Genomic DNA, 16,273 nt, shown 5'->3' on the forward strand with positions numbered 1-16,273 from the left:
TTTACCCTACTTTTGCGGCAAACGAAAAATGGTATGGCAAAGAACTTAGTAATTGTGGAGTCGCCTGCGAAGGCTAAGACGATCGAGAAATTCCTAGGGAAGGATTTTCAGGTCGAATCCAGCTACGGGCACATCGCCGATCTTCCGTCAAAGGAAATCGGTGTCGATGTCGAGCACGGCTTCAAACCCAAATACGAAGTTTCGCCAGACAAAAAAGCGCTCGTCAAAAAACTCAAGGATTTGTCCAAAAACGCCGAAACGGTGTGGCTGGCTTCCGATGAGGACCGCGAAGGAGAAGCCATTTCGTGGCACTTGGCGGAAGAGTTGAAACTCGACAAGTCAAAGACAAAGCGCATCGTATTTCACGAAATCACCAAAACGGCGATCCTAAAGGCTATCGACAATCCGCGCGGCATCAACTACGACCTGGTCGATGCCCAGCAGGCAAGACGTGTCCTGGATCGTTTGGTCGGATATGAGTTATCGCCCGTACTGTGGCGCAAGGTCAAAGGCGGTTTGTCTGCCGGACGCGTCCAGTCGGTTGCGGTGCGATTGATCGTGGAACGCGAACGCGACATCCAGAATTTTAAACCCGTGGCCTCCTTTTCTATCGCCGCGGAGTTTACGAACGAAGCAGGAAAGACCGTAAAGGCGCGTCTTCCGAAAAATTTCAGCACCAAAAAAGAAGCCGAGGATTTCCTTGCAAAAAACATTGGATCCCAATACAAAGTCGCCGACCTTGAAACCAAGCCAGGCAAAAAATCACCGGCGGCTCCGTTCACGACCTCGACGTTGCAACAGGAATCGGCGCGCAAGCTTTACATGCCGGTCGGAATTACGATGCAGGTGGCGCAACGTCTTTACGAGGCCGGACTCATCACCTATATGAGAACCGATAGCGTCAACCTTTCGGCGGAAGCATCGGAAGCGGCGAAAAACGAAATCATCTCGTCTTACGGAAAGGAATTTTCTAAACCGAGGAATTTCGTCACCAAGTCAAAAGGCGCACAGGAAGCACACGAAGCGATCCGTCCGACGGATATGTCCCGTCATACAATTACGGGCGACCGCGACCAGGCACGTCTTTACGACCTGATTTGGAAACGCACGCTTGCTTCCCAAATGAGCGATGCGGAACTGGAGCGCACGAACGTGACGATTTCCGCCGACAACCACTCCGATAATTTTATCGCTTCGGGCGAAGTCCTCAAATTCGAAGGCTTTTTGAAAGTCTACCTCGAAGGGCACGACGATGAGGAAGAAGAGACAGAAGGAATGCTACCCGCGTTAAGGGTAGGCGAGAGCTTGCGGAACCAGTCGATTACGGCAACCGAAAAATATACACGTCCGTCGGCTCGCTACACGGAGGCGTCACTAGTAAAAAAGTTGGAGGAACTTGGTATCGGGCGACCGTCTACTTATGCGCCTACGATTTCTACGATCATCAACAGGACGTATGTCGAAAAAGGAAATATGGAGGGTGTCGAGCGGAAATACGTGCAATTGACGCTGAACTCCGGCAAGGTTTCCGAAAAGACGTTGACCGAAAATACGGGTTCGGACAAAGGGAAATTGGTTCCGACCGACATCGGTACCATCGTGACCGATTTCCTTGTGAAGAACTTCGAGTCCATCATGGATTATAATTTTACCGCCAAGGTCGAGGAAGATTTCGACGAAATTGCCGAAGGAAACCGCAATTGGGCCAAGATGATGCAGGATTTCTACAGCAAATTCCATCCGAACGTCAAAGAAGTCGAGGAAAATGCGGAACGCGAAAGCGGGGAGAGAATCCTCGGAGTCGACCCGAAATCAGGTAAACAGGTGAGCGTCCGTCTCGGAAAGTTCGGCCCGATGGCGCAAATCGGGGAAGCCGACGACGAGAACAAGCAGTTCGCCAGCCTGATGTCCGACCAGAACATCGGAAACATCTCGCTTGAAGAAGCATTGGATCTTTTCCTGCTTCCGAAAAGCCTCGGGCATTACAAAGAAGAAGAAGTCGAAGTCAACAACGGCCGCTTCGGTCCTTATGTGCGATTCGGCAAGACGTTCATTTCGCTTCCGAAAGGTGAAAATCCGCTTGACGTGACTTTTGAACGCGCCACGGAACTCATCGACGAGAAGAACAAAGCCGATGCACCTATCGCCATGTTCGACGGGTTGCCTGTGCAGAAAGGTGTCGGTCGATTCGGGCCATTCATCAAATGGAACAACATGTTCATCAACGTGAACAAGAAATACAACTTCGACAAGCTGTCACAATCCGACGTCGAAAGCCTGATTGTCGAAAAACTCCAGAAAGACGTCGACAAGGTCATCCACAATTGGGAAGACGAAGGCATCAAGGTGGAAAAGGCACGTTGGGGAAGATCGGTAATGACCAAGGGCAAAATCAAAATTGAATTCGGAAAGGATTTCGACGTTGAGGCATTGACGCTTGACCAGGCCAAGGAAATGATCGCGGCCAAAACGCCTGCAAAGAAAACGGCGGCAAAAAAACCGGCATCGAAACCGGCTGCGGCCAAAACAGCTGCAAAAAAGCCGGCCGCCAAAAAAGCTACGGTAAAAAAGAAATAATATATGGAATTTGATTTTCTGTCTCCCGTTGAGGAGGAGGTGCTGGACTTCGTAGGGAAATTTTCGAGCCAGCATTTGGGAAGCAAGGTGACGTTTCATTCGCGTAAGGATTTTCCTGACCTCGACAAAATTCGGATCGCCATCATAGGCGTTTACGAAAATCGAGGGTCCGGTTCGGTACAAGCTGAAACGGACCTTTTTCATTTCAGGAAAGAACTCTACAGTTTGTTTCCCGGAAACTGGGGCGTTTCTATTGCCGATTTGGGAAATATCCACGCCGGAGAATCGGCAAGCGACACCTATTATGCGTTGCAGAAGGCGTGCGCCGGTTTGCTCAAGCGCCGCATCATGCCGATCGTCATCGGAGGCAGCCAGGATTTGACCTATCCGATGTATCGCGCTTATGACGAGCTCGAGCAAATGGTGAACCTGACCGCGATCGACAGCCGTTTTGATTTTGGCAAAGGCGACCAGGACGCGGCTCCGGCTCATTCGTATCTGAGCAAAATCATCGTGGACGAACCGAACAATCTTTTCAACTACGGCAATTTGGGTTATCAAACCTATTACAATTCCCAGGAGGAAATCGACCTGATCGACAAATTGTTCTTCGAGGCCTACCGCCTGGGAGAAATTTCGAACCATATCGCCCTTGCGGAACCGGTGCTGCGCGACACGGATCTCGTGAGCCTGGATCTCATGGCGGTAAAGTCGTCGGCGTCCGGTAATATGGCGCACTTCGTCCCGAACGGTTTCGACGGAAAAGAGATTTGTGCACTGGCACGTTATGCCGGGATCAGCGACAAGGTGAGTTCGTTCGGACTGTTCGGACATCATGGCTCGCGTCATGAAGCGCCGCTGATGGCCCAGGTGATTTGGTATTTCATCGAGGGCGTGCAATATCGTTCGAACGAGTATCCGTTCGGAAGCAGGGAAAGCTACCTGAAATACACTGTTGCATCAGAAGGAGAGGAAATCGTTTTCTACAAAAGCGACAAAACCGATCGCTGGTGGATCGAAATTCCATTTGTTGCAACTCTTAACAATAAATTAAGGAGAAGCACGTTATTACCGTGTTCGTATGAGGAATACCTGTGTGCCTGCAACCAGGAAATGCCCGAAAGGTGGTGGAAAGCGCAACGTCGAAACATTGTGTAAGGAATAAAAAGTCAGTTTAGCCTTATTTTTGCATCTTTCGTAGGAATATTTTTACAGATATAACGTTTTAGTGTATTTTATCGGTATTTTTATGCATTTTATCGATGAAATATTTTTTTGTTTTGAACATTAATTCTACATTTGAACCCGGGTTTAAATTTTAGAATTATTTATTGTTTTTTTAAAAAATTATAAATAGGTTTACGCCCTTAAAAAAGAAAACACACATAACCCAAATTTATATGAAGAAATTCGTTGCATTCACAGCATTTTTCGCTCTTTTGGCCAGCTGCGGTTCGAATAACGGCAAAGGTGAGCTTGTAGGAGTGAAAGGGAAGAAGTGGCATCCGGAGAAACCTTACGGAATGGTTTTGATTCCTGGAGGGTCATTCATCATGGGTAAATCAGATGATGATTTGGCGAATATTCAGGACGCGCCTACTAAAACGGTGACGGTTCGTTCGTTCTATATGGATGAAACTGAGATCACCAACAGCGAATATCGCCAGTTCGTCGAATGGGTAAAAGACTCTACGATCCGTGTTCGCTTGGCTATCCTTGCCGATGAAGTCGGTGGCGGAAGCACGGCCGGTGGCGGTGGCGGGAAGAGCAACGGAAAAGGCATCAGCGATTTTGCCTTTAACGATGTGAATCCTGAGAAAATGACGCCTTACGACAAGTATATGTACGAGAATTACTATAGTGTCGGTACGACTGATGATCCTTATGCGGGAAGACGTCTTAACAAAAAGGTAAAGTTGATCAACGATACGAGCAAGTATCCTGATGAATATTACACGGAAGTCATGGACAGTATGTATCTGCCCGTTGCGGAATCGTACAATGGTTTGCGTACGATTGATGTCAACAAGTTGCAGTTCCGTTACTCTTGGATGGACATCCAGGCTGCTGCCAAGGCTAAAGTCGGGAAACGCAGCCAGTTCATCAAGACTGAAAAGGTAAAGGTATATCCTGATACGACTGTGTGGATCAAGGATTTTGCTTACTCTTACAACGAGCCTATGCACAACGACTATTTCTGGCACCAGGCGTATAGCCAATATCCGGTTGTAGGTGTTACCTGGAAACAGGCCAAGGCATTCTGCGCATGGAGAACTTTGAACAAAAACGCTTACATCAAGACGAAAAAAGGCAGGGATTTGATCAACTCGTTCCGTTTGCCGACGGAAGCGGAGTGGGAATATTCTGCCAGAGGTGGTCTTGAATCAGGAAGCTACCCTTGGGGCGGCCCTTATACGAAAAACGACCGCGGATGTTATTTGGCTAACTTTAAGCCGAACCGTGGGGATTACGCAGCTGACCAGGCATTGTATACCGTCGAGGCTAAATCTTACGAGCCGAACGGATTCAATCTTTACAACATGGCCGGTAACGTAGCTGAGTGGACGGATTCGTCTTACGATCCTGCTGCTTACGAATATGTTTCTACGATGAACCCTACTGTCGGTGACTTGGGTAATATGCGTAAAGTGGTCCGTGGAGGGTCTTGGAAGGATGTGGCCTATTTCCTTCAGAATTCTACCCGTGACTTTGAATATGCTGACACTGCAAGAAGTTATATCGGCTTCCGTACAGTTCAGGATTACATGGGCTTGCAAGTAACCGGCAAAGCTCCAAAAAGATAAGAACCTTAATTATTAACCACTATTATTTTAAATTAACTTAACTAACTAAAAATTATTATTATGGCATTATTGAGTCCTAAAGTAATGAATTTCTGCTACGGTATGGGAGCGGCTGTTGTAATCATCGGAGCACTTTTCAAGCTTATGCACTGGCCTTTTGCGAGCGCGATGTTGATCATCGGTCTTGGAACTGAGGCGTTGATTTTCGGTCTGTCTGCATTCGATCCTGTTGCTAAAGAGCTTGACTGGTCTTTGGTATATCCGGAATTGGCTGGAGGAGAAGCTAAAGCTAGAGACAAAAAAGCTGAAAACCCGGCTGAAGCACAAGGTTTGCTTTCCCAAAAGTTGGACAACTTGCTTAAAGAGGCTAAAATCGATGGCGAGCTTATGGCTAGCTTGGGCAACAGCATCAAAAATTTCGAATCTGCCGCTAAAGGAATTTCCCCTACAGTTGATGCAATCTCTTCACAAAAGAAATACAGCGAGGAGCTTACTATGGCTGCCGCACAACTTGAGTCGTTGAACAGCTTGTACAAAGTACAGTTGGAAAGCGCTTCACGTAACGCTCAAATCAACCAGGAAGTTGCTGAAAACAACCTTAAACTTAAAGATCAAATGCAATCGCTTACTTCGAACTTGTCTTCATTGAACAATGTTTACGGAGGAATGTTGTCTGCAATGGGAAGAAACTAATTCCTGATCATTTTTTTAATTTTAACTAGCTAATACAAAAAAATGGCAGGAGGAAAATTAACCCCTAGACAGAAGATGATTAACCTGATGTATTTGGTTTTCATCGCGATGTTGGCATTGAATATGTCAAAAGAAGTTCTATCGGCCTTTGGTTTGATGAACGAACAATTTGAGTCGTCTAACGTTGACGCTTCCAAAACGAATGATCAAATGCATTTGGCGATAACGGCTAAGGCTGCTGAAAGTCCGACGTTTGCTGCTGCAAAACAAGTTTCAGATAAAGCGAAAGCTATTTCGTCTCAATTCTATGCCTACATCGAAACGTTGAAAGGCGATATCACGAAAGACATTGAAAAAGAAGAAAGTGGGAAACTTCCTTACGAAGCAATGGATAAGGGTGATAAGATCGATGAAAATTGGTTTGAAGGCGACGGTTATTCTCCGAAAGGGAAAGAAATCGTAGCTGCAATCGAGAAGTATAAAGCTGATATGAAAGCGGCTTTGGGTAACGATGTGAAATACAAAACTGTAGCTGCCGAGATCGACAACAAGTTTAGTACTGCAGATGTTAAAGATGGTGAAGGCGTAACCAAGAAGTATCTTGATTATCATTACAAAGGCTTTCCGTCGATTGCGTCATTGACAAAATTGTCAGCAATGCAAAACAATGTCAAAGTACTTGAAGCGAATATCTACAACATCGCCCTTGGAAAAGCGGCTCTTGAAGCTACTTCGATGAACAAGTACACCGCGATTGTGGTGCTTGATAAAAACGCGTATTTCCAAGGAGAGAAAGTTACGGGTAAAGTTGTTCTGGGTCGTTACGACTCTAACACGAAGCCGACATCTTTTGCTGGTCCTGGTAGAATCGACCCTGCAAGCGGTCAGGCGGTCATTGATATGACGGCTGGTGCTGTTGGTGAGCAGAAGATTGCTGGTAAGTTTACCTTCCTTGAAGATGGTAAGACTGTACCACTTCCTTTCGAAGGAAAATACGTGGTTGTTCCACGTCCTTCAGGAGCTAACATCTCTGCAGATAAGATGAACGTGGTTTACCGTGGTCTTCCTAACCCTATGACGATCTCTATCGCAGGTATTGCTGACAGCGATGTCAAGGCATCTGCTCCAGGTTTGTCAAGCTCAGGCAAAGGAAAATACAACCTGAATCCGGGTGGTGGAACTGAAGTTGTTGTCAGTGTGAACGGAAAGTTGCCTGATGGAAAATCTGTGACTGACAAAAAAGTGTTCCGTATCAAGAACATCCCTGGACCTCAAGGTGCGATCGGTGGTGTAATCGGAGACACAAAAGGAGCGAAATCCCGTCTTGAGGTTTCTCAGGTATCTGCGAAACTCGATGACTTCCTTTACGACTTGAACTTCCGCGTTACCCAGTTTACTTTTAAAGTTCCTGGACAGGCTGCGGTAGTTGTAAATGGTGATCGCGTTGACTCACGTTGTAAAGCGGCCTTGGCTCGTGCTACTCGTGGAGACGTCGTTACTATCTCTGATATTAAAACAGTAATCGAGGGAGCTCCGAACATCACGACAAAGAAATGTTCACCTGTCCTTTACGAAATACAATAAGAATTTAAGTTATTCGTTAACCTACATAACTTAACAGTTAAAACATGAAACTTAGAAACCTTATAGTAATAGTGTGTGCAGCGGCTGCAAGCCAATCGTTTGCGCAGTCCAATTTGCTCAATGCGAAGACTCCGGACGAAATCGGCAAAAAGACGCCTGCACAGATGATTTCCGATAATGACAAACCATTGCCATACGGATATGTGCACGATCGCGACGTACTGATGGGAAAAACGGTCTGGGAATACGTCGATCTCGATCAGCGTGTGAACTTTCCGATGTATTATCCGGTCGACACGGCCAACATCGGTAAAGACAGACGTTCTTTGTTCAATGTTTTGTTGGCGAATATCCAAAGCGGTAGGATTACCGAAGTCTATGCAGACGAGTATTTCAACACCAAAAAGACGTTGAAAGACATGGAATCCGTTTTCACATACATCGACACTCTTGATTCAGGACGTGACGAATTGAACAACAACCGCGATCTTTATTTTCCACGCGAAACGAAAGCGGTGGTAAAAAAAGATAAGAAAGGACGCGTCATTTCGTCTACTCCAGGTGGAACTGTTCCTGCCCAAAGGCAATTGGATCCGCAGTACATCAACAAAACCGAGTTGACACCTCAAGATGTCAAAGGATATAAGATCAAAGGATATTGGTATTTCGACAAGCGTCAAGGCGAGATGAAATATCGAATGTTGGCGATCTGTCCTACGGCTATCGAGGCACGTGACATCGGAAAGGAAAAGGCTGAGCCAATCGAGCTTTTCTGGGTGTATTTCCCTTCGATTCGCGAAGTATTGCACGAGCACAAAGCATTCAACGAGCGCAACTCGGCCATGCCAATTTCGTTTGACCACTTGTTGAACTCCCGCCGTTTCAGCGGAGAAATCTACAAAGAAGAAAACGTTTACGGTGACCGCCAAATTGCAGACTATATGAAGGACAACGCTCAAATGCAACTTTTGGAGTCGGAGCGCATCAAAGACAAGATCCGCGATTTCGAACAAGATATGTGGAATTACTAAAATCCTCGAATCAATAGAAACCCTCGCTTTTCGTGAGGGTTTTTTTATTTTGGGCGTGCCGGCGGCGAAAACTATCTGGTGTAATGCGGAATACGCAATCGCCGCCGTCGGGCTGTCCGTTATAGTCCTCGCTGTGCAAGCGGTTTTTTTTGGATGTTTTGCGGGCTCCCTCCGGTCGCCCCAAAACCTCCAAAAACCAGCTTGCCCATCTGCGGGCTGCCACTTCCATCCCTCACGCACAATCCGTACTTTTACACCATGACAGATTATATCATCGTTGGTGCCGGGCTCGCCGGGCTTGCTTTCGCACAAACCGCGTTAAAGCATGACAAGTCCATTGTCGTTTTTGAAAACGATTCCCAGCATTCGTCCCAAACGGCCGCCGGAGTTTACAATCCGGTTATCCTAAAGCGCTTCAGTAGCTTGCAGGATGCGCAGCAACAACTTGATTCGGTAAGGGAGTTTTATACCGACATAGCATCGCGTATCGGCAAAAAGTACAATATCGATATGCCGATATTACGCCGTTTTGCATCTGTCGAAGAGCAAAACAATTGGTTCATCGCATCCGAGAAAGATGGGCTTTCTCCATTTCTATCCACCAAGCTCGTCCGCGACAAATTCCCGGGAATTGATTCGCCATTCGACTTCGGGCTTGTCCAACAAACCGGATTCGTCGACACACAGGCGTTCCTGGCCGATTTCAGGCAATTTCTAAAGGCATGCGGGTTTTATCGCGAACAAAGTTTCGACTATTCGAGATTGGATCAGAAAGACGGTTTTGTGCAATTTGGAGATGTTCAAGCCAGGCACGTTGTCTTTTGCGAAGGCTTCGGAATTAAGTCCAATCCATATTTCAACTATTTGCCGCTCGAAGGAACGAAAGGCGAGGTTATCGTGATCAAGGCCGCTTTGGACATTGAGGCGATCGTAAAAGGAGGCGTTTTCATACTGCCCATTGGAGGCGGCACGTACAAAGTCGGCGCGACCTACGAATGGCATGACAAAACTGAAATCCCTTCTGAATCCGGCAAGCAGGAGTTGATTGAGAAACTAAAGGAAATCGTCAGTGTAGATTTTGAAATCATCGACCACAGGGCCGGAATCCGCCCGACGGTAAAAGATCGCAAACCAATGGTCGGAACACATCCGACTTATCCAAATCTCCATATCCTCAACGGACTTGGAACGCGAGGCGTCATGCTTGGCCCGACAATGGCGAAACTGCTCTATGAGAACATCGAAAACGGAGCGCAGATTCCGTCAAATGTGAACATCACGCGTTTTCCTCGTATCGCTTGACGGCATTTGCGTCGTAGTTGACGAAAAGGTTGATGTAAATTGCGCGGGAAACCCTTGTTATGACCGGCATCAGTGCAAACAGCAAGAAGAAAATCCAACCGAAAGCCGTAAGCAAACCGGCGCCAAGTGCATATGCGATCCCAAAAATCACCATTCCCAGGAATACGGCCAAACCGTAACTGACGTACATCGCCCCAAAAAAGAAGGAAGTTTCCATTTTGTATACGAATCCGCATTTGCGACACCTCGTGTGCATTTTCAGGTTTTGCCCGATATTGTACGGGTTCGGATTCACGAACATTTTGTCGCTGTTGCATTTCGGACAAGTTCCTGTTAAAATGCTATAGAGTTTGCTACCTTTTTTTAACATTTGCAAAAATTTTCGCGGGAGCATTCCGAACTCGCGATTCACTGCAAAATTACGGATTCGGTTCCGTAAAAAATCGCACAAAATGCTCAATATCCACAATCTCTCGGTGTCGTTCGGCGGCACGTATCTGTTTGAAGAAGTAACGTTCCGTCTCGGGGCCGGCGACCGCGTAGGTCTCGTCGGTAAAAATGGTGCAGGAAAATCGACCATGCTAAAGATTTTGGCAAGGGATTTCGCACCGGATTCTGGCGTGATCGCCACCGAAAAGGAAGTCAGCATCGGGTTTTTGCGTCAGGACATCGACTTCGAACAGGGCCGAACCGTTCTTGAAGAGGCATATCAGGCGTTTGAGGAGATCCAGGACGTGGAGCGAAAGCTAGAAAAAATCAACCACGATCTGGCGACGCGAACCGATTACGAATCGGACGGTTACTCCAAACTCATCGAAGACTTGTCGGACTTTACGCATCGGTACGAATTGCTCGGCGGGTACGACTACATCGGGAATACCGAAAAAATCCTGCTTGGGCTTGGTTTTAAACGAGAGGAATTCAACAATCAAACCGACACGTTTTCCGGCGGATGGAGAATGCGTATCGAACTCGCCAAACTGCTCCTTCAAAACAACGATATTTTGCTCCTCGATGAGCCGACGAACCACCTCGACATCGAGTCCATCATTTGGCTCGAAAGTTTTCTAAGGACGTTTCCCGGCGTCGTCGTCATTGTTTCCCACGATAAAATGTTCCTCGATAACGTGACGAATCGCACCATCGAAATATCATTGGGAAAGGCTTATGATTTCGCAAAGCCGTATTCACAATATCTCGAACTTCGGCAGGAAATACGGGAAAAGCAATTAGCTACCCAAAAGAATCAGCAAAAGAAGATCGAAGAGACCGAAAAACTCATCGAGAAATTTCGCGCGAAGGCTTCAAAGGCATCGATGGCGCAGTCGCTCATCAAGAAATTGGACAAAGTCGAACGCATAGAAGTTGACGAGGAGGATACCTCGGTCATGAATATTTCCTTTCCGGTGTCCAAAACGCCCGGACGCGTCGTAATCGAGGCGGAAAACGTCACAAAGGATTACGGCGATAAGAATATCTTCAGGGACGTTTCGTTACTTGTTGAGCGCGGTTCCAAAATGGCGTTCGTCGGCCAGAACGGGCAAGGGAAATCGACGTTCATAAAAGCAATCGTGAACGATATCGACTACACGGGAACGATCAAGCTCGGACACAACGTTGAACTGGGTTACTTCGCCCAGAACCAGGCCGAGTATCTCGATGGGGAAATTACGCTTCTCGAAACCATGACCAATGCCGCCACCGACTCCAATCGATCGAAAGTGCGCGACATGCTTGGCGCATTCCTGTTTCGTGGGGACGATGTCGAGAAAAAAGTCAAAGTGCTTTCGGGAGGCGAGCGAAACCGCCTTGCGTTGTGTAAACTGTTGCTGCAGCCTATCAACGTCTTGCTCATGGACGAACCGACGAATCACCTCGACATCAAATCCAAGAATGTTTTGAAGGCTGCTTTGCAAAAATACGAAGGCACATTATTGCTGGTTTCCCACGACCGTGACTTTTTGCAAGGGTTATCGAATGTCGTTTACGAGTTCCGCGACCATAAGATCAAGGAATATCTGGGCGACATCAATTTCTTCCTCGAACAGCGCAATGTCGAAAATATGCGTGAGGTCGAAAAAAGGGATGTTGCCAAAAAAGAGGCGAAAGAGGCTCCGAAATCGTCCGAAGACCAAAAGAAAAGCAAACAGTTGCAGAACAAGCTTTCAAAAGTGGAAAGCCAGATACAACAGCTCGAAGAAGATATCCGAAAAGATGACAAGGCATTGGAATCCAACTATGACAAGCACATTGAAGATGCCAATTTTTTCGTAGCCTACAACCGCAAAAAAGAAGAATTGGAGAAATTAATGGCAAATTGGGAGCAGATACAGGAAGAGTTGGAGGCTTGACGATCGTACAACCATTAGTTTTGGCGGCAATTTTTTTGAAGTTTTGGCGAAAGCTTGGTGATACCGAAACTTATAAATTGCGATTGGCGATCGGAGACCTAACAGATTTTTAAAATCTGTTAGGTCTGGCAAAGTTCGGCAACATTTTTTTCGCGCACTTACAGTTTTTATTCCTTTTTTGTTAAAGTATTCTCTCACGAAATGAGCCCGATTCTTTTGGAATGCGCGATCGCCTCCTCGCTATCGCGAAAATAACAGCACGCCACATTCATCGCTTCCATATTCTTCACGGCGGCGTCGGCTTTCGGTTTTTTCTCTCTTCCCGTCTGGCGAATGTACACCGCCTTCACGGTAACGGGAAATATTTTGCAGATGGCCTCATACAGATAAGGGTCGTGTTGGGAATCGTCGCCCAACAGCGTGTATTGCAAATGCGGGTAGAATTCCAAAATGTGCTTGATTTTTTCAAACTTATGGTTGTGATCGCCCCTTCCTGTTATAAAGAAGTCCATCAGGCTCGTCTTGATATCCTTTAACAGCAAGACGGCGCGCGGCAGTTCGTGCAATTGCGTAAAATCGACGATGAAACGATAGAGGTTCCACTCGCTGCTCGATACGTAAAAAAAGGCGTTCTGTTCGTTCTTTTTGTTGCGTCCGGCCGTGCTCAGCGCCTGATAATGCGGTACGACGCCTTCGAAAACTTTTCTATCGTTGACGTTGCGGAACAGGAGGATGTACAACTTTTTGAATGCGTTCCTGGTGTGGGAAACTAAAAAGGTGTCGTCGATATCAGAGATAAAACCCAGGTTTCCTTCATGCGGCCGCACGAAACTGCTCTTGGTCACGATTTCTTCTCCTTCGTGTACGATACTCACACGGTAGTCCATCCAACCGTATTCGGTTTCTTTCTTTAACGGGATGGAAAATTTGAAATAACCGTCGTCAAGGGTCTTGGTATGGATTTTCTGGTCGTTCCAATGCAGATAGACGTCGGCGTTCTTTTGCGTTTTAATGCGAAACATCCGGATGACCCATTTTGCGTTGCGGAAGCGTTTTTTCTGAAAGTTGTATTCTTCTTTTGTTGTCGGACGAAAGACATGGCCCATTACGATGAGTTCTTCTTCGTTTGCATAACCTCGGTACAATTTCAAAATCGGCTTCATGAAAATCTATAAATTTGGGTGGGAAACCGTGTTCATCCGACTCGAAATGTCGGGAAAGCGAATTCCTTGTTAAACCTTATTTCAAATTACGAAAAATCACGCAATTTTAGGTTATGGAAACTACCAAGACTTACCTTTTCGTCGTAAACCCGATATCGGGCGACCTCGACAAAGCCGAAATCCTTTCGCAGGTAGAAACGTTCGCCAAATCCGAAGGCATCGCCATCACCACTTACGAAACTACCGGGAATGAGGACGAAAAAGCAGTGCTCGCGTTATACGAACAACACAAACCTGACCGCATTCTAGTGGCCGGAGGCGATGGCACGATCAAAATGGTGGCGGAAGCCGTCGAGCACCAAGACGTGATCCTGGGTATTTTGCCGGCGGGATCGGCCAACGGGCTATCGGTAGATCTCAATTTTCCGACCGATATCGACGAAATTCTCAATATTGCCTTCCACAACGAGGCCATGGAAATCGACATGGTGTGCATCAACGGCGAAAAAAGCCTGCACCTGAGCGACATCGGGCTAAATGCGAACCTGGTGAAGAACTATGAGAACAGTTCCGTCAGGGGCAAGATCGGATATGCGCTCCAAAGCATCGCCACTTTACAGGAACAGGATGATCCTTTTTCGGCCACGATTGAGGTCAACGGGCAAACCGTCGAAACCGAAGCCCGCATGATCGTGTTCGCCAATTCACAAAAATACGGCACCGGAGTGACCATAAATCCGGTCGGAAAGATGGACGACGGCAAGTTCGAAATTGTCATACTGAAAAATCTTGATCTCGTCCTCATCAGCAAGATCGTCACGGGGAATATGCCGTTGGACACGGGCGAAGTCGAGATATTTTCTACAGAAAAGGCCAAGGTGACCACGAGTGTCCCTGTTCATTTCCAGATCGACGGGGAATATTTCGGAGAAGAATCCAACCTCGAAATGTCTATTCTTCCCAAGCAAATGAAAGTTGCGATCCCGAAGTGATTACTTGAACGGATGCCGTTGCTGCCACTCGGTTTTGGGCTCGAGGTAATCGAAGACACGGTCGAGTTTTTTGTTGATGAGCCGGTTGCGGTGCTTCATGAACCCTATCATTTCTACAGGTTGCGCCCCAACCGAACTTTTTATCTCAAGAGCGGTCCGGGCGAACACGATTTCCCGAAATCCTTTATTGATCCCGAATGCGATCATGTCGTATAGCATGTTCAGGTAAAGCATTTTTTCGCGTTGGACGCTTTCGTCGTAGCCGAGAAAATAGGTATCGAGAACATCGCCGTTTTTTATCAGCGTGCTGAAGCCAACAAGTTTTCCGTCGTCGAAATAGCCGTAAAAAAGGAAGTTTCCGCCTAATTTTTCCTTGAGCGTCCTGAAATGGTTTTCGGCAAGGAAAAACGTATTGAACGGGGCATTTCGGGCGACGTGATGGTAAAGCTCGTTTATGGTTTTTTCATGTTGAAGGATGTCCTCGAGATGCATCTTTCGTTTCTCAAGCCCATCGGATTTTTTTCGCGCGCGTTTGAACTGGTCGCGGTATTTTTTGAGAAGGGAAGCGATGTAGTCATCGAACGAATTCCAGTCGGGGCGGATCTCAAGCACCATATTGGGCTGTGTCGAAAATTGAAAATAATCGGAAAATCCGGCAGTCTTGAACCGATCGGCTTTCGACTCGGAAAAATCCTTGAACGTCACCAAATGTATGGGCTTGCCTCGTTTGCGATATTGCGATGCCAACGTGACTGAAGCGGCCTTCAACGCGAAGAGAACCGACGAATAATCTGCGGTTTTGCCCGATACGAACGCGTTCTGGCCCGTAAGCATGTTGTTTCCGATAAACATGACATGGGAGCTGAACCGCTTGAAGACAAAGTTGCGTACCGAAGTTTTGATGCAGCGGTCGCGTTCGCCGAAAGATTCGAGCGAGTTCAAGTCGAGGAATTGGCTCAGCGCGGCCGCAACGAGTTCGCTACCGTCGAAAACTCCGATGAAATGGCATTCCATGTTTTGGGGAGCGGACGTCTCAAGAACCGAGAGATATCCGCAAGAAAGAAAGATATTCGCAGCCGCCAATTCGTCCCAAGCGGCGGGCAACTGGTCAACGCGGTCGTAAAGTGCAAACGAATATTCTTTTTCCAACATCCGGAATTGAGACTCCAAATGTAAAGTTTCGGCTTATGGCGTGAGTCGGCTTAAGCAAAAATTTAACGTCGGAAATAAAAAAATCCCGCTGGGTAAATTGGCGGGATTTCGACGATTTGATTTCGGACCTTATTTCCAGGCACATAAGATGCCTCCCATGATAGCACAGGTTACGACCCAGTATCCGCCGGCGACGAGCACATACTTAAAACTCCGCTTCTCGTAAAGCGCGCTCGTCCCGACAACGGGAAGCGCAAAGAACAATCCGGCCATCGAGCCATGAAGCGCGCCGTGTTTGAAAGTGCGATACGTCTCGCCGTAGGCTTGCATGTAATTGTCCAAAACCGAAGGATCCACGCCCTGGATGTCCATAGTCGCGCCATAAGCGCCTGCCTGGTGGACAACCAGGCTGTACAAAATCCAGCAGATGAAAAACGAATAGAGCAGGCAAAGCCCGAACACTTTTACCATGTTGAACTTTTCCTCAGGGTCGAACGTGATGCCCGCTTCTTTCATCCAGACGGTTCCGAACACTTTTGGATTGTACCAGATCATGCCTACCGCAAGTGAGGCGAACGGCGCCACGAGCAGCGGCCAAAAATTGAAATCTTCCATAATGTTATG

Annotated in this window: 13 protein-coding genes; 9 read left to right on the forward strand and 4 right to left on the reverse strand. The window is 47.1% G+C overall.

Annotated features, from left to right (window positions below):
* Nucleotides 1–33 precede the first annotated feature (33 nt).
* From topA to HC229_RS12500, 7 genes are all read left to right on the forward strand, one after another.
* Nucleotides 34–2,577: a type I DNA topoisomerase gene (gene topA, locus HC229_RS12470; RefSeq protein ID WP_191020828.1), complete on the forward strand. Its 2,544-nt coding sequence runs from the start codon at nt 34–36 to the stop codon at nt 2,575–2,577.
* Nucleotides 2,578–2,580: 3 nt separating this feature from the next.
* A complete protein-coding gene (locus tag HC229_RS12475) occupies nt 2,581–3,735 on the forward strand; it encodes a formimidoylglutamase (RefSeq protein WP_191020829.1) in 1,155 nt (384 codons plus the stop codon).
* Between the two features lie 242 nt (nt 3,736–3,977).
* Nucleotides 3,978–5,381 (forward strand): T9SS ring complex lipoprotein PorK/GldK, encoded by a 1,404-nt coding sequence (gene porK / locus HC229_RS12480; RefSeq protein ID WP_191020830.1) that lies wholly within the window; start codon nt 3,978–3,980, stop codon nt 5,379–5,381.
* Nucleotides 5,382–5,441: 60 nt separating this feature from the next.
* On the forward strand, nt 5,442–6,074 hold the full coding sequence (gene porL / locus HC229_RS12485) for a type IX secretion system motor protein PorL/GldL (RefSeq protein ID WP_191020831.1): 633 nt from the start codon (nt 5,442–5,444) through the stop codon (nt 6,072–6,074).
* Between the two features lie 42 nt (nt 6,075–6,116).
* Nucleotides 6,117–7,658, forward strand: a complete 1,542-nt coding sequence (porM, locus tag HC229_RS12490; protein WP_191020832.1) for a type IX secretion system motor protein PorM/GldM — start codon at nt 6,117–6,119, stop codon at nt 7,656–7,658.
* A gap of 44 nt (nt 7,659–7,702) precedes the next feature.
* The gene (porN, locus tag HC229_RS12495; protein ID WP_191020833.1) at nt 7,703–8,689 is read left to right on the forward strand and encodes a type IX secretion system ring subunit PorN/GldN; all 987 of its coding nucleotides are present in this window, start codon (nt 7,703–7,705) and stop codon (nt 8,687–8,689) included.
* Nucleotides 8,690–8,947: 258 nt separating this feature from the next.
* A complete protein-coding gene (locus HC229_RS12500) occupies nt 8,948–9,991 on the forward strand; it encodes an NAD(P)/FAD-dependent oxidoreductase (RefSeq protein WP_191020834.1) in 1,044 nt (347 codons plus the stop codon).
* Here the strand turns inward: HC229_RS12500 and HC229_RS12505 are convergent.
* Nucleotides 9,966–10,361, reverse strand: coding sequence for a DUF983 domain-containing protein (locus HC229_RS12505; RefSeq protein WP_191020835.1), 396 nt, complete (start codon nt 10,359–10,361; stop codon nt 9,966–9,968). The genes HC229_RS12500 and HC229_RS12505 overlap by 26 nt on opposite strands.
* A gap of 82 nt (nt 10,362–10,443) precedes the next feature.
* Between HC229_RS12505 and HC229_RS12510 the strand changes: the two genes are divergently transcribed.
* Nucleotides 10,444–12,342: an ATP-binding cassette domain-containing protein gene (locus HC229_RS12510; protein WP_191020836.1), complete on the forward strand. Its 1,899-nt coding sequence runs from the start codon at nt 10,444–10,446 to the stop codon at nt 12,340–12,342.
* Between the two features lie 194 nt (nt 12,343–12,536).
* Here the strand turns inward: HC229_RS12510 and HC229_RS12515 are convergent, their stop codons facing one another.
* Nucleotides 12,537–13,505 carry an App1 family protein gene (locus tag HC229_RS12515; protein WP_191020837.1) on the reverse strand — a complete coding sequence of 323 codons (969 nt, stop codon included), beginning with the start codon at nt 13,503–13,505 and terminating at the stop codon, nt 12,537–12,539.
* A gap of 113 nt (nt 13,506–13,618) precedes the next feature.
* On the opposite strand from HC229_RS12515, the gene HC229_RS12520 reads away from it, so the two are divergent.
* The gene (locus HC229_RS12520; RefSeq protein ID WP_191020838.1) at nt 13,619–14,497 is read left to right on the forward strand and encodes a YegS/Rv2252/BmrU family lipid kinase; all 879 of its coding nucleotides are present in this window, start codon (nt 13,619–13,621) and stop codon (nt 14,495–14,497) included.
* Here the strand turns inward: HC229_RS12520 and HC229_RS12525 are convergent, their stop codons facing one another.
* Both HC229_RS12525 and HC229_RS12530 read right to left on the reverse strand, forming a co-directional pair.
* Nucleotides 14,498–15,649, reverse strand: a complete 1,152-nt coding sequence (locus HC229_RS12525; RefSeq protein WP_332871650.1) for a GNAT family N-acetyltransferase — start codon at nt 15,647–15,649, stop codon at nt 14,498–14,500. It abuts the gene before it with no gap.
* 129 nt (nt 15,650–15,778) lie between these two features.
* Nucleotides 15,779–16,264 carry a DUF1761 domain-containing protein gene (locus tag HC229_RS12530; RefSeq protein WP_191020839.1) on the reverse strand — a complete coding sequence of 162 codons (486 nt, stop codon included), beginning with the start codon at nt 16,262–16,264 and terminating at the stop codon, nt 15,779–15,781.
* Nucleotides 16,265–16,273: the final 9 nt, after the last annotated feature.

The organism is Flavobacterium selenitireducens (assembly GCF_014748335.1).
GTDB classification, from domain to species: Bacteria; Bacteroidota; Bacteroidia; order Flavobacteriales; family Flavobacteriaceae; genus Flavobacterium; species Flavobacterium selenitireducens.

Excerpts from the sequence above, each read along its gene's own strand:
- HC229_RS12525 (WP_332871650.1), bottom strand. The coding sequence starts at position 15,649 with ATGTTGGAAAAAGAATATTCGTTTGCACTTTACGACCGCGTTGACCAG.
- HC229_RS12505 (WP_191020835.1), bottom strand. The coding sequence starts at position 10,361 with ATGTTAAAAAAAGGTAGCAAACTCTATAGCATTTTAACAGGAACTTGT.
- porM (WP_191020832.1), top strand. The coding sequence starts at position 6,117 with ATGGCAGGAGGAAAATTAACCCCTAGACAGAAGATGATTAACCTGATG.
- porL (WP_191020831.1), top strand. The coding sequence starts at position 5,442 with ATGGCATTATTGAGTCCTAAAGTAATGAATTTCTGCTACGGTATGGGA.
- porK (WP_191020830.1), top strand. The coding sequence starts at position 3,978 with ATGAAGAAATTCGTTGCATTCACAGCATTTTTCGCTCTTTTGGCCAGC.
- HC229_RS12500 (WP_191020834.1), top strand. The coding sequence starts at position 8,948 with ATGACAGATTATATCATCGTTGGTGCCGGGCTCGCCGGGCTTGCTTTC.
- HC229_RS12510 (WP_191020836.1), top strand. The coding sequence starts at position 10,444 with ATGCTCAATATCCACAATCTCTCGGTGTCGTTCGGCGGCACGTATCTG.
- porN (WP_191020833.1), top strand. The coding sequence starts at position 7,703 with ATGAAACTTAGAAACCTTATAGTAATAGTGTGTGCAGCGGCTGCAAGC.
- topA (WP_191020828.1), top strand. The coding sequence starts at position 34 with ATGGCAAAGAACTTAGTAATTGTGGAGTCGCCTGCGAAGGCTAAGACG.
- HC229_RS12515 (WP_191020837.1), bottom strand. The coding sequence starts at position 13,505 with ATGAAGCCGATTTTGAAATTGTACCGAGGTTATGCAAACGAAGAAGAA.
- HC229_RS12520 (WP_191020838.1), top strand. The coding sequence starts at position 13,619 with ATGGAAACTACCAAGACTTACCTTTTCGTCGTAAACCCGATATCGGGC.
- HC229_RS12530 (WP_191020839.1), bottom strand. The coding sequence starts at position 16,264 with ATGGAAGATTTCAATTTTTGGCCGCTGCTCGTGGCGCCGTTCGCCTCA.
- HC229_RS12475 (WP_191020829.1), top strand. The coding sequence starts at position 2,581 with ATGGAATTTGATTTTCTGTCTCCCGTTGAGGAGGAGGTGCTGGACTTC.